Genomic DNA, 12,577 nt, shown 5'->3' with positions numbered 1-12,577 from the left:
AGAACATCAGGATATTGCCCAGGGGCAAGGCCATGAATCTGTCAAAGTTCTTCATCGATCGTCCGATTTTCGCCGGCGTGCTGTCGGTCCTGATCTTCCTTGCCGGGCTGATCTCGCTGTTCGCGATGCCGATCTCGGAATATCCGGACGTCGTGCCGCCCTCCGTCGTGGTGCGCGCGACCTATCCCGGCGCCAACCCCAAGGTGATCGCGGAGACGGTGGCAACGCCGATCGAGGAGCAGATCAACGGCGTCGAGAACATGCTCTACATGTCGAGCCAGGCGACCACCGACGGCGCGATGACGCTGACGGTGACGTTCCGGCTCGGCACCGATCCCGACAAGGCGACGCAGCTGGTGCAGAACCGCGTGCAGCAGGCCGAGCCGCGCCTGCCGGCCGTGGTGCGCCAGCTCGGCATCATCACCAAGAAGTCCTCGCCCGACCTCACCATGGTGGTGCATCTGTTGTCGCCGAACGGCCGCTACGACATGACGTATTTGCGCAACTACGCCGTGCTCAACGTCAAGGACCGGCTGGCGCGGATCGACGGCGTCGGCGACGTCCAGCTCTATGGCGCCGGCGACTATTCGATGCGGGTCTGGGTCGATCCGCAGAAGGCGGCCGAGCACGGTCTGACCGCCAGCGACATCGTGCGCGCGATCCAGGCGCAGAACGTCGAGGCCGCCGCCGGCGTGGTCGGCTCCTCCCCGAACATCAAGGGCATCGATCTTCAGCTCTCCGTCAACGCGGAGGGCCGGCTCGCAAATGAAGAGCAGTTCGGCGACATCGTGGTCAAGACCGGCACGCGCGGCGAAGTGGTGCGCTTGCGCGATGTCGCGCGCATCGAGTTAGGGGCGTCCGAATACGGCCTGCGCTCGCTGCTCGACAACAAGCATGCGGTGGCAATCCCGATCTCCCAGGCGCCGGGCTCCAACGCGCTGCAGATCTCCGACAACGTCCGCGCCACCATGGCGGAGATCAAGAAGAACATGCCGGAAGGCGTGTCCTATCAGATCGTCTACGACCCCACCCAGTTCGTCCGCTCCTCGATCGAGGCTGTGATCCACACGCTCTTGGAGGCGATCGCGCTGGTCGTGCTGGTGGTGATCCTGTTCCTCCAGACCTGGCGGGCCTCGATCATCCCCCTGCTGGCAGTGCCGGTGTCGATCGTCGGCACCTTCGCCGTGATGCACGTGTTCGGCTTCTCGATCAACGCGCTCACCCTGTTCGGCCTGGTGCTCGCCATCGGCATCGTCGTCGACGACGCCATCGTCGTGGTCGAGAACGTCGAGCGCAACATCGAGTCCGGGCTGTCGCCGCGCGATGCCACCTATCAGGCGATGCGCGAGGTCTCGGGTCCGATCATCGCGATCGCGCTGGTGCTGATCGCGGTGTTCGTGCCGCTCGCCTTCATCTCCGGCCTCACCGGGCAGTTCTACAAGCAGTTCGCGCTGACGATCGCGATTTCGACGGTGATCTCCGCCATCAATTCGCTGACGCTGTCTCCGGCGTTGTCGGCGCTGCTGCTCAAGGGCCACAACGAGCCGAAGGACTGGCTGACGCTGATCATGGAGAAGAGCCTCGGCTGGTTCTTCCGCGGGTTCAACAAGGCGTTCGCGCGGTCCTCGGAGAACTACAGCGGCAGCGTCGGCAAGGTGATCTCGCGTAAGTCCGCGATGATGGGCCTTTATGTGGTCCTCGTCGGACTCACCGCATTTCTGTTCCAGCAGGTGCCGAGCGGATTCGTGCCGGGCCAGGACAAGCAATATCTGGTCGGCTTCGCCCGCCTGCCCGATGGCGCCACGCTCGACCGCAGCGAAGAGGTGATCCGCAGGATGAGCGACATCGCGCTGACCCAGCCCGGTGTCGAGAGCTCGGTAGCCTTCCCGGGCCTGTCGATCTCCGGCTTCACCAACTCATCCAATGCCGGCATCGTGTTCTCGACGCTGAAGCCGTTCGACGAGCGCAAGGATCCCTCGCTCAGCGGCCCTGCGATCGCGGCCGAGCTGAACAAGAAATATGCCGGCATTCAGGAAGCCTTCATCGCCATGTTCCCGCCGCCGCCGGTCAACGGCCTCGGCACCATCGGCGGCTTCAAGCTGCAGATCGAGGACCGCGCCGGTCTCGGCTATGACGCCCTGAATGAGGCCACCAACGCCTTCATCGCGGCGATGCAGAAGGCGCCGGAGATCGCCGGCGTGTTCTCCAGCTTCCAGGTCAACGTGCCGCAGCTGTTCGCCGACATCGACCGCACCAAGGCGCTGCAGCTGGGCGTGCCCGTGACCGAGGTGTTCAACACGCTGCAAATCTACCTCGGCTCCTACTACGTCAACGACTTCAACAAGTTCGGCCGCACCTATTCGGTCCGCGTCCAGGCCGACGCACCGTTCCGCGCCCGCGCCGACGACATCAGGCAGTTGAAGGTGCGCTCGTCGTCCGGCGACATGGTGCCATTGTCGGCGCTGCTCAACATCCGCCAGAGCGCGGGGCCGGAGCGCGCGATCCGCTACAACGGCTTCCTGTCGTCCGATATCAACGCGGCGGCTGCGCCGGGCTTTTCATCGGGCCAGGCGCAGGAAGCAGCCACGCGGATCGCGGCGGAGGTGCTGCCGCCGGGCTTTGCCTTCGAATGGACCGACCTGACCTATCAGGAGTTCATAGCCGGCAATTCCGGCATCTGGGTGTTCCCGCTGGCGATCCTGCTGGTGTTCCTGGTGCTGGCCGCGCTCTATGAGAGTCTGACCCTGCCGCTGTCGATCATCATGATCGTGCCGATGGGCTTGCTCGCCGCGATGTTCGGCGTCTGGATCTCCAAGGGCGACAACAACGTCTTCACCCAGATCGGCCTCATCGTGCTGGTCGGCCTCTCCGCCAAGAACGCGATCCTTATCGTCGAATTCGCGCGCGAGCTCGAATTCGCCGGGCGCACGCCGATCCGGGCTGCGATCGAAGCCAGCCGCTTGCGGCTACGCCCGATCCTGATGACGTCGATGGCGTTCATCATGGGCGTGCTGCCGCTGGTGCTCTCGACCGGCGCGGGCTCGGAGATGCGGCGCGCGATGGGCGTTGCCGTGTTCTCGGGCATGATCGGCGTCACCATGTTCGGCCTGTTCCTGACGCCGGTGTTCTATGTGCTGCTCAGAACCGTCACCGGCATGAAGCCGCTGATCCATCACGGCAGCGACATCAGCGCGGCGCCGGTCCAGGGGCCTGCCGAGTGAACAGCGTCCCGCCGCGGCACGCCCCCGGCGGGACCATCATTTCCGGTTCTCCTCGCAGAATTTCAGCGCCGCCAGCGCCTCGCCGGCCCGCGGGATCTGCATCTCGATGCTGTCATCGTCGTCGTCCTCGAAATCGAGCGTGAGGCGCTTGGCCTTCGCGAGGCGATCCATGATCGACTGGTCGTATTCGAAGATGCCCCGCACCGTGGTCTTGTCCATGACCTCCCACTTGGCCTTCTTCATGATATCGGCGTCGTCGGTGCCGACATCGGCCCGGAGGATCTCGCCGGCCTTGTCCCATTCCCAACCGTCGTAGATCATCACGATCACGATCGCCTGCTCGGAATAGGTGATCACGATGACGTAGTCGCGGTTCTCGTCATCCTTGTCCTTGTAGCCGCGGCTGGCATTGCAATGGGTGTCCTGCGCGCGCTTCTCGATGGTCCAGTCGCCGACCTTGGATTGTTGCGCAAGCGCGGGCCTCGAGCTCGAGGCGGTTGCGCTCAAGACGCAAGCGAGAATTTCGGCGGCAAGAAGAGATCGTTTCATGTCGGCCTCCAGCGCGTTCCCCGCGCCGAGATGACCACCTCTCCCGGCGGCTCGCAAGAGGGCAAGGCGAACGGCCGGCGGCCGTCCTATCCCCGCCGCGGCACGATCGCGATCGGAGTGAAGGTGTAAACCTCCTCGCCGTTCTGGTTGAACATGGTCCATTTCACCAGCGCGATGCCTTGCGGCTTCGATTTCGACGGCGTCAGGCTCATGACCTCGCCGACCAGATGCAGGCGGTCGTTGGGCCGCACCGGCATGGTCCAGCGCAGGCCGTCCACACCGGCGCCGATCAGCGGATGCGGGCCGAACGGACGGGTCTGGATCGCAAGGTTCATGGCGATCGCGGCGGTGTGCCATCCCGAGGCAGCAAGCCCCTTGAACAGGGTCTGCTTTGCCGCCTCGTGGTCGAGATGCATTGGCTGCGGATCGAACTCGGCGGCAAAGCGCTTGATGTCGGCCTCGGTGACCACGACTTCGGGGGATTTGAACTGCATTCCGATGGTGAGATCGTCGAACCACTCGACCTGCGCCATGATTTTGCCTCGCAAAATGACGTGCCGCTCCCGAAGAGACGGCTCAATCGCCTGAGCCATGAGGGATATAGCGGGCCCGCAGCGCACAAACCAGCGCAAGGTTCCTGACGAAACCCCTTTCGCGATGCGACGAAACACGCCTGAAACAGATTGCCGATTAAGTGGTTGTCAAAATAAATACAGGGACGGCCAATATGCAGTTCATCCTCGACCTGATCTACGAATATTCGTGCTGCCGGAACCTCGTTGCCCAGCCGCTGCGGGAGGACGAGCTATGATCGAGCTGATCTCAGCCCTGCTCGCTCTGTGCAGCGTCGGCGTCTTCGCGGCGCATGCGGTCGACGCCTATCGCACCACGCATTCCTGAGCGTTCCTCCATCCCGAGGCTAAAGCGCGATGCGATTAGTATGAATCGTCATCGCGCTTTGGGTAATCGTTGAGCATGATCTAAGACGTCCGCACTTTTCATGCTCTTAGAATGGCCTCCGGTAGAAGTGCTCGGAATGCGTTGCCGGCGGAAACCGGTTGGCGAGCGCAAGCGCCCCCCTCTCGTCCGTTTCGAGCGCGATCTTCTGCGCCAACATCACATCGCCCGGTACCAGAAAGCCTGACGGGACGAAACACCACCCCATCGTGGCGCGTCCCTCACTATCGACCTCGTGGACGTTGGCGGCTGTGCCGTAGTGGATGCGATAGGTCCGGCCGGTGTCGCAACCGACGACGTCGAAATATCGAAATTGCTCGAATTGCGCGCGCTGCGCCGGTGACAGCCATTCGGCCAGAAGCCGGCGGCCGCGCGCATCCGGCGTGTTCTCGCCGAAGAAGCGGCGATAGAGTTCACGCAGCGCATGCAGGCGCGCACGCGCCGGCGCGCGGAGCCAAACTGCCGCGATCATGAGCAGCTCAGATCAACCGCCGACCAGGCGGGGATAGAACAGCGTTTCCTGCGCGGTCGGATCGAACGATCGGATCCGGGTCACTTCGCCGGGTCCGGTTCGAAGCGCGGCGGTGAAGCCCGCTCCGGTCAGCTCACGAAAGCGCCGTTCGGCTCGCGCCAGCGCCTCGGCGTTGCCAGGATCAAACTCGTGGCGCGTATCGCCAGTTTGGTCCATCACGATCTGGGTAGCCATGTTGAGTCTCCTCATGCCCAGCCCTGAACTTGATCAAAGCAAACCTCGTGCCGTCGGTTCCAGAAGGCAACAACTTTCTCGCGCCGTCGCATCACACGTCGCTGAGCAAGAGCTCAGCGTGAGGCCGCGGCACTCCCGCCCTCGTCGATCTGCCGGCCCATCAGCGCGATCGCCTTTTGATAGACACCAGCGGCATTCCAAGCCTCGATGGCAGCGAAATTGGGCTCGCCCGGCTGGTATCCGGCTCCCGCACGCCAACCATGGGCTTTGAGGAAATTCGCGGTCGAGTTCAGCGCATTGGCCGCAACTTCGAGATTGCCGGTGCCGTAGGCCAGAATGCTCTTGGGCATGAACTGGGTCTGGCCGACCTCGCCATGCATGGACCCGCGGGTCGATCCCGACAGCGTACCGCGGTCGATCAGCTTCAGGGCGGCATAGAGCTGGTCGGTGAAGAATTCGGGACGGCGGCAGTCATAGGCGAGGGTCGCAATCGACGACAGCATGTTCTGGTTGCCGCGCTGGCTGCCGAAGCCGGTCTCCATGCCCCAGATCGCGATCAGCGGCCCAGGCGGGACGCCATAGCGCTGCTCGATCGAGGCGAACAAGGCGGCCTGCGACTGCTTGAGCTGCCGGCCCTTGGCGACGATGGTGGTGGCGCCGCGCTTGGCCAGGAACTGGTCCAGCGTCAGCGAGAAGCTGCGCTGGCCGCGGTCGGCCGCGATTGTGGCGCTGGCATAGTTCGTCTGCATCAGCGCCGACAGCGCGGTGGGGCCGATGCCCTTGCCCTGCGCCTCCGCGCTGAACTCGCGCTTCCAGGCCTCGAAGCCGGCCGGCGAGCTGCCGCATTGCGCGGCCTCGGCGGAGGATGCCAGGCAACCGAGCAGCGTCATTGCGCCAAGAACCGCTCCCGCAACAGCCCTGCCCCTGATCATGCCCGACCTCTCCTGTCCTGTACCGCTCGGCGGCGCAATCTTACCCGCTGGAATGCGCCGACTCCATGGCCTGATCATAGGACAATTCGAGGCCTTCCAGGTTGCCCTCTTTGCGCCATTTGTCGAGCAACCGCAGGAATGCCACCGGCCCGCGCCAATATTGACTGTTTCTTGCCGCGATCGGATCGAACACGCCTTCGTTGTTGTAGTAGCCCGGCGTGCATTCGGCGAGATAGGTCTGCCGGCCGAGCGCGGCCTTGACGACCTCTTCGACCCAGGCATTCTCGGCGGCAAGCGTCGGCTCCAGGGTGCGTGCGTTGCGCTCGCGCGCCTGCTTGATGACATAGGCGATGTGCTGCGACTGCTCGTCGATGATGTGCGGAAAATTGGCGCTCTGGCCGGCCTGCACGGTGACGATCAGGAAGCAGTTCGGAAAACCGCGGCTGTAGAAGCCGTGCAGCGTCTTGACGCCGTCCTGCCAGCGCTCGGACAGGCTCATGCCGTTGCGGCCATAGACCTCGAAGCCCATGCGGCGCGCGTAATCGGTGCCGACCTCGAAGCCGCTGGCATAGATCAGGCAGTCGAGCTCGTAGGCCTTGCCGCCGGCGACGACGGCATTCTCGGTGATGCGTTCGACGCCCTTTCCCCCGGTATCGACGAGATACACGTTGGGACGGTTGAAGGTGTCCAGATATTCGTCGTGGAAGCACGGCCGCTTGCAGAACGCCTTGTACCAGGGCTTGAGCGCAGCCGCGGTCGCCTCATCCTTGACCACGGTGTCGACGCGCGCGCGGATCTCCTCCATCTTACGGTAGTCGGCCTGCTCGATGACCTTCAGCGCTTCCTCAATCGAGGTCACCGGCTGCTTTTGCCGGCGCGGTGCCAGCAGGATCTCGCCGAGCAGGCCGGTCCAGCCGTCCTGCACCAGGTCCTGCTCGAACGGCTCGCCTGAAATCACGGCGGTAAAATTGTCCATGCGCTCGCGCTGCCAGCCTGGCTTGAGGCTCTGCGCCCAGGCCGGGTCGGTCGGACGATCGTCGCGAACCCCGATCGCGGACGGCGTGCGCTGGAACACATAGAGCTCCTTGGCGTAGCGGCCGAGATGCGGCACGCATTGCACGGCGGTGGCGCCGGTGCCGATGATGCCGACGCGCTTGCCGGCAAGACCGGTCAGGCCACCATCCGCGTTGCCGCCGGTGTAGCCGTAATCCCAGCGGCTGGTGTGAAAGCTGTGACCTCTGAACGTCTCGATGCCGGCAATGCCCGGCAGCTTCGGACGGCTCAGCGGTCCGCCGGCGAGGATGACGAAGCGCGCGCGGATCTGGTCGCCCCTGTTGGTCTCGACCAGCCAACGCGCCTCATGCTCCTGCCACGTCATCCGCGAGATAACGGTCTGAAACAGCGCGCGCTCGTACAACCCGAAATGACGGCCGATGCGGCGCGAGTGCTCGTAGATCTCCGGCGCCCGGGCATATTTGCGGATCGGCATGTAACCGGTCTCTTCCAGCAGCGGCAGGTAGATATAGCTCTCGGTATCGCAGGCGGCGCCGGGATAACGATTCCAGTACCAGGTGCCGCCGAAGTCGGCGGCCTTTTCCACGATACGAAAATCCGCGATGCCGGCCTCGCGCAATCGCGCGCCACACAGCAGGCCGCCGAAGCCACCGCCGACGATGAGCACTTCGGTCGTTTCGCTGATGGCCGCGCGCGCAAATCCGGGATCGGCCCAGGGGTCGTCGAGATAACGGCCGAACTCGCCCGCAACCTCGACATACTGCGCCTTGCCCTCGGCGCGCAGACGGCGGTCGCGCTCGTCGCGATAACGGGCACGGAGGGCGGAAATATCGACCGTAGAAGCGCCGCTTGCATCGGTCTTGTGTCTTTCCGCTGACATTCGATTCCTCCCGCGCATGCTGCTTCGGCGGCAGCTCACCGCACGTTAGCGCCGAAAAAGCGCGGCATGCAATCACGCTGATTGTTTTTTGCGTGAACGCTGCGTGACGTTCCGCTAACCTCGAGCGCAAATCACGAGCCTACGCCATGCAACGACATGGCTATCCGGAGGGAGACCATGCAGGGATTGATGATGGACATGCCGCTGCTGATCAGCGGCCTGCTCCAGTATGCGGCCGATTATCATGGCGAAGCCGAGATCGTCGCACGCGAGATCGAGGGCGACATCCATCGCTACACCTACTCAGACGCGCATCCGCGCATCAAGCGCATGGCGCTGGCGCTGAAGCGGCTCGGCATGAAGCAAGGCGATCGCGTCGGAACGCTGGCCTGGAATACACACCGGCATTTCGAGATGTTCTACGCCGCGCCGGGCATGGGCTACGTGCTGCACACGGTCAATCCCAGGCTGTTTCCCGAGCAGCTCGTCTACATCATCAATCATGCCGAGGACCGCCTGCTCTTCATCGACCGCGCCACGCTGCCCATCGTGGAAGCGATCGCGCCGCAGCTGAAGACGGTCGAGGCCTATGTCGTGATGTCCTCGCGCGAGCGGATGCCGGAGACGAAGCTTGCGAATGTGCATTGTTACGAAGAGCTTCTGGAACGCGAGAACGACGCCGGCTTCGCCTGGCCGGAGTTCGACGAGAAGGCCGCCTCGACGATCTGCTACACCTCGGGCACGACGGGCAATCCCAAGGGCGTGATCTACTCGCACCGCGCCGCGATCCTGCAGACCATGACCTGCTGCAATTTCGACTTCCTGCCGGGACACGTCGAAGGCGTGCGCGAGGTGATGATGCCGATGGCGCCGCTCTTCCACGGCAATGGCTGGAATATGCCGTTCACAGCGCCCTATACGGGATCGAAGCTCGTGCTGCCCGGCCGCAACTACGAGCCGGACAAGCTTTATGAATTGCTGGAAGGCGAGAAGGTGACACTGTCGGCGGGCGTGCCGAGCTTCTGGCTGATCCTGCTCGATTGGCTTGGGCGGACCGGCAACAGATTCTCGACCCTGCGCGCGACGTTGTCGTCGGGCTCGGCCCCGCCGCGCGCGATGGTCGAGAAGCTCAAACGCGAGTACAATGTCGATTACATCCAGGCCTGGGGCATGACCGAGGCGCTGGGCTGCTCGATGCCGGGCCTGCGGCCGGGCTCGGAGCATCTCAGCGAGAAGGAGAAATTCGACCGCCGTCAGGTCTCCGGCCGTGCCTGCTTCGGCACGCATTTGCGCATCGTCGACGACGCCGGCATTGAGCTGCCGCGCGACGGCAAGACGGTCGGCCATTTGCGCGCCCGCGGGCCCTGGGTTGCCTCCGGCTACATGAAGCTGGACGAAGGCCTCGACCGCGACGGCTGGCTGATCACCGGCGACATGGCCGTGATCGACCCACAAGGCCACGTCACGTTGACCGATCGTTCCAAGGACGTGATCAAGTCCGGGGGCGAGTGGATCTCCTCGATCCAGCTCGAGGACATCGCCCTGTCCCACCCCGACGTGCTGCAAGCGGCCGTCGTCGCGATCAGCCACGAGAAATGGCAGGAGCGCCCCCTGCTCCTCGTCGTCCGCAAGAAGGGAGCGACCGTCGACGGCAAGACGCTGCTCGAGCACATGCGTCCGAAGATCGCGAGCTGGTGGCTGCCGGACGCCGTCGAATTCCTCGACGAATTCCCGATGACCGGCACCGGCAAGGTGCTGAAATCGGCGCTGCGCGAACGATTCAGGGAGTACAGGGTCGCATAACGCCCGTCAGCGCCCGGCCGCCTCGCCTCAGTTTACCGCGTACACGTCAGGATCGGCGCTCGAGCTCGGTTTCTTGAAGGCGTTGCGCAAGGCGGATGACATCGGGACGTTGTAGTTGAGGCCGTTCGGCGGCGTCGGCGATTGCAGCCACTTCTTGTAGAGCACCTCGATCTCGGGGCTGGCATAAAGCTCCGCGGTGGCGCGATCGGCGAGCGCCTTGAACGGCGCATCCTCCCGCCGCAGCATGATGCCGTAGGGCTCGGGCTTGGAGAACGCCTCCTCGCTGATCATGTAAGCTTGCGGCTCCTTCGACCGCGCGATCGCGACCGCGAGCTGGACGTCGTCGAGCGCATAGGCCTGGGCGCGGTCGGTCTCCAGCAGCAGGAACGCCTCGGCCTGGTCCTTGGCCGGCATGATGTTGATGCCGAGATTGCGCTCGGTATTGACCTTGGCGAGCTGCGTCAGGTTCACAGATCCCGCGACCGCCGTGACCGCCTTGCCCTTGAGATCGTCGATGGTCTTGATGCTCGCCGCCTTCCTGGCCGCGAACCGCGTCGCGCTGAGGAAATGCGTGTTGGTGAAGGCGACCTGCTTCTGGCGTTCCGCATTGTTGGTGGTCGCCGAGCAATGCAGGTCGAGCGTGCCGTTGACCATCAAGGGAATCCGGTTCGACGACGTCACCGCGAGCGTCTCGACCGAAATGTCAGGCATGCCGAGCTGCTTCTTCACGGCTTCGACGATCCTAAGGCAGATGTCCATGGCAAAGCCGACCGGCTTCTGGTTGCCGTCGAGATAGCTGAATGGGACGGAGGCCTCCTGATAGCCCAGCGTGATCTTCTTGGTCTCCTTCACCTTCTGGAGCGTGCCCGTGAGGTCTTCGGCCGAAGCTGCGCCGGCAAGACATGTCAGGGCCAGGAGAATGGTCGGTAGGCGCATCAGAGGCTCCTCAAGGGATTGGTGTCGAGCGATCGAGGAGCTGATAGCCTAGAGGTCGGTCATGCGCCAGACGAGGCTGCGTCTACCAGCTATCGCTGTTTGATATACATTCCGTCGCGGCGCCCATCGGCGCGTCACTCGCAGGTCAGCTGCTGCTCGAACCAGCCGCTCAGCCGATCCGACAGGGACGGCCACATCCGCCGGAAGCTGTCGAGCTTGCCGACATTGGCGCGATACATCGCCCGCAATTCGCGCTCGATGGCCGGCAGGTCTACGTCCGTGCAGACCCCGTCCCGCGCGATCGTCCTGCCGGCGACGACCACCTCCTTCACCAGCGACGCGTTGCCACGCGCAAACAGCAGCGCCATGGGATCGACCGGCATGATCTGGTCTCGATCGAGCCGATCAAGATCGATCACGACGTAGTCGGCCGGATTGCCCGCCGCGAGCTCACCATTCCCGGGCGCCCCGGTCGCATGGCGTCCGTTGCGGATGGCGAGCGAAAACATCTCGGGCGGCGTCCATGTCGCCTTGAAGCCGAGGCCGCCATGGACCATCTGCACCAGCCGCATCTCGCGCAAAATGTCGTCATCCTCGTCCAGCGCCAGGCCGTCGACGCCCACAGTGATGGCGCAGCCGCATCTGTGCGCGGCGGCGATCGGGGCGAGGCCCGAGCGCAAATGCATGTTCGAGCTGAAATTGGTGACGATGCGCGCGCCGGAGGCGGCGATCATCTCCAGCTCATCCGGACGGGCGTGAATGCAATGCGCCAGCGTCAGCCGCTCGGAGAGAAAGCCGATATCGCGAAGCCAACGCACCATGTCCGGAAAGTGCTGGTCGGCCCAGGCGCGCTGATAAACTGTTTCCAGCAGGTGCATGTGAATGCGCCGTCCGGTCTGCGCGGAGTTTTCCGCCACCGCCTCCAGCAGCGGCTTCGAGCACCATTGCACACCGGCCGGCCCGAACTGAACGTCCACCATCGGCCCGGCGGTGGCTGCGGCAATTGCGTCGGTGAGCTCGATATAAGCCTTCGGCGACAGCGGCGCGCGAACGAAGAGATCCTCGATGGTCTTGCGATCGTCCCCGGCAAGCCCAGAAAGCAACGGCTCGGCATCACCGTAGACGATGGGATTCTGATCGCGCACCGCCATTGCAAACGCCATGCGAATCCCGACGTCGGATGCGGCTTTCGCGATGGCCTTGGCCTCGTCCAGCAGCGGCATCGTCCCGCTCGGACGCGTGTAATGGACCATCATCGCCGCGCAGCCTGCCTTGGCGGAACGGGCCAATGCCGAGACGGCTGTCAGATAGGGATCGATCGGCGAGCCCAGTGCGGTTCGCAAAATCCAGCTTTCCAGGGGCATGCCGACCGCACCGAAGGACGACGCCGTGGCACGGGCATGATCATGGGCGTTGACGAAGGCGGGGATGACGAAGGAGCGAGGCGCCGGCCCCGCTCCTTCCGAGATTTCGGTGATGACGCCCTCGTCGTGCCGCAGCACGACGTTCTCGCTGACGCCACGGTCAGGGCCACGGAACAGGCTGGTTGCCGAGATCTCCGTGGCCATGGCTGTTCCTC

10 protein-coding genes are annotated in these 12,577 nt (G+C 64.1%); 2 read left to right on the top strand and 8 right to left on the bottom strand.

Annotated elements, in window-relative coordinates; genetic code table 11:
• The first annotated feature begins 32 nt into the window (after nt 1-32).
• A complete protein-coding gene (locus ACVWYQ_RS01350; RefSeq protein WP_456725362.1) occupies nt 33-3,221 on the top strand; it encodes an efflux RND transporter permease subunit in 3,189 nt (1,062 codons plus the stop codon).
• Between the two features lie 36 nt (nt 3,222-3,257).
• Here the strand turns inward: ACVWYQ_RS01350 and ACVWYQ_RS01345 are convergent, their stop codons facing one another.
• The 6 genes from ACVWYQ_RS01345 to ACVWYQ_RS01320 form a co-directional block, all read right to left on the bottom strand.
• Complete coding sequence (locus tag ACVWYQ_RS01345; RefSeq protein WP_456725361.1) at nt 3,258-3,770, bottom strand: hypothetical protein; 513 nt, start codon at nt 3,768-3,770, stop codon at nt 3,258-3,260.
• Nucleotides 3,771-3,856: 86 nt separating this feature from the next.
• A complete protein-coding gene (locus tag ACVWYQ_RS01340) occupies nt 3,857-4,303 on the bottom strand; it encodes a MaoC family dehydratase (protein ID WP_036001252.1) in 447 nt (148 codons plus the stop codon).
• Nucleotides 4,304-4,776: 473 nt separating this feature from the next.
• On the bottom strand, nt 4,777-5,199 hold the full coding sequence (locus ACVWYQ_RS01335) for a hypothetical protein (RefSeq protein WP_036001255.1): 423 nt from the start codon (nt 5,197-5,199) through the stop codon (nt 4,777-4,779).
• A 12-nt stretch (nt 5,200-5,211) separates the two neighbouring features.
• Nucleotides 5,212-5,433, bottom strand: coding sequence for a hypothetical protein (locus tag ACVWYQ_RS01330; protein ID WP_007592399.1), 222 nt, complete (start codon nt 5,431-5,433; stop codon nt 5,212-5,214).
• A gap of 113 nt (nt 5,434-5,546) precedes the next feature.
• Complete coding sequence (locus tag ACVWYQ_RS01325) at nt 5,547-6,365, bottom strand: lytic murein transglycosylase (RefSeq protein ID WP_036001257.1); 819 nt, start codon at nt 6,363-6,365, stop codon at nt 5,547-5,549.
• 40 nt (nt 6,366-6,405) lie between these two features.
• Nucleotides 6,406-8,259 (bottom strand): flavin-containing monooxygenase, encoded by a 1,854-nt coding sequence (locus ACVWYQ_RS01320; RefSeq protein WP_456725360.1) that lies wholly within the window; start codon nt 8,257-8,259, stop codon nt 6,406-6,408.
• Between the two features lie 177 nt (nt 8,260-8,436).
• On the opposite strand from ACVWYQ_RS01320, the gene ACVWYQ_RS01315 reads away from it, so the two are divergent.
• Nucleotides 8,437-10,062: a long-chain fatty acid--CoA ligase gene (locus ACVWYQ_RS01315; protein WP_456725359.1), complete on the top strand. Its 1,626-nt coding sequence runs from the start codon at nt 8,437-8,439 to the stop codon at nt 10,060-10,062.
• Between the two features lie 27 nt (nt 10,063-10,089).
• Here ACVWYQ_RS01315 and ACVWYQ_RS01310 read toward each other — a convergent pair whose 3' ends face one another.
• Complete coding sequence (locus ACVWYQ_RS01310; protein WP_456725358.1) at nt 10,090-10,998, bottom strand: amino acid ABC transporter substrate-binding protein; 909 nt, start codon at nt 10,996-10,998, stop codon at nt 10,090-10,092.
• 134 nt (nt 10,999-11,132) lie between these two features.
• A complete protein-coding gene (locus ACVWYQ_RS01305) occupies nt 11,133-12,566 on the bottom strand; it encodes an amidohydrolase family protein (protein ID WP_456725357.1) in 1,434 nt (477 codons plus the stop codon).
• Nucleotides 12,567-12,577: the final 11 nt, after the last annotated feature.

Source organism: Bradyrhizobium sp. USDA 3397 (assembly GCF_054060965.1).
Note: the sequence above shows the minus strand (reverse complement) of the source record. Positions and strands in the feature narration are given on the sequence as shown.

Bases quoted from the DNA above. Each gene is read 5' to 3' on its own strand.
- ACVWYQ_RS01350 (WP_456725362.1), top strand. From the start codon at position 33: ATGAATCTGTCAAAGTTCTTCATCGATCGTCCGATTTTCGCCGGCGTG.
- ACVWYQ_RS01345 (WP_456725361.1), bottom strand. From the start codon at position 3,770: ATGAAACGATCTCTTCTTGCCGCCGAAATTCTCGCTTGCGTCTTGAGC.
- ACVWYQ_RS01340 (WP_036001252.1), bottom strand. From the start codon at position 4,303: ATGGCGCAGGTCGAGTGGTTCGACGATCTCACCATCGGAATGCAGTTC.
- ACVWYQ_RS01335 (WP_036001255.1), bottom strand. From the start codon at position 5,199: ATGATCGCGGCAGTTTGGCTCCGCGCGCCGGCGCGTGCGCGCCTGCAT.
- ACVWYQ_RS01330 (WP_007592399.1), bottom strand. From the start codon at position 5,433: ATGGCTACCCAGATCGTGATGGACCAAACTGGCGATACGCGCCACGAG.
- ACVWYQ_RS01325 (WP_036001257.1), bottom strand. From the start codon at position 6,365: ATGATCAGGGGCAGGGCTGTTGCGGGAGCGGTTCTTGGCGCAATGACG.
- ACVWYQ_RS01320 (WP_456725360.1), bottom strand. From the start codon at position 8,259: ATGTCAGCGGAAAGACACAAGACCGATGCAAGCGGCGCTTCTACGGTC.
- ACVWYQ_RS01315 (WP_456725359.1), top strand. From the start codon at position 8,437: ATGCAGGGATTGATGATGGACATGCCGCTGCTGATCAGCGGCCTGCTC.
- ACVWYQ_RS01310 (WP_456725358.1), bottom strand. From the start codon at position 10,998: ATGCGCCTACCGACCATTCTCCTGGCCCTGACATGTCTTGCCGGCGCA.
- ACVWYQ_RS01305 (WP_456725357.1), bottom strand. From the start codon at position 12,566: ATGGCCACGGAGATCTCGGCAACCAGCCTGTTCCGTGGCCCTGACCGT.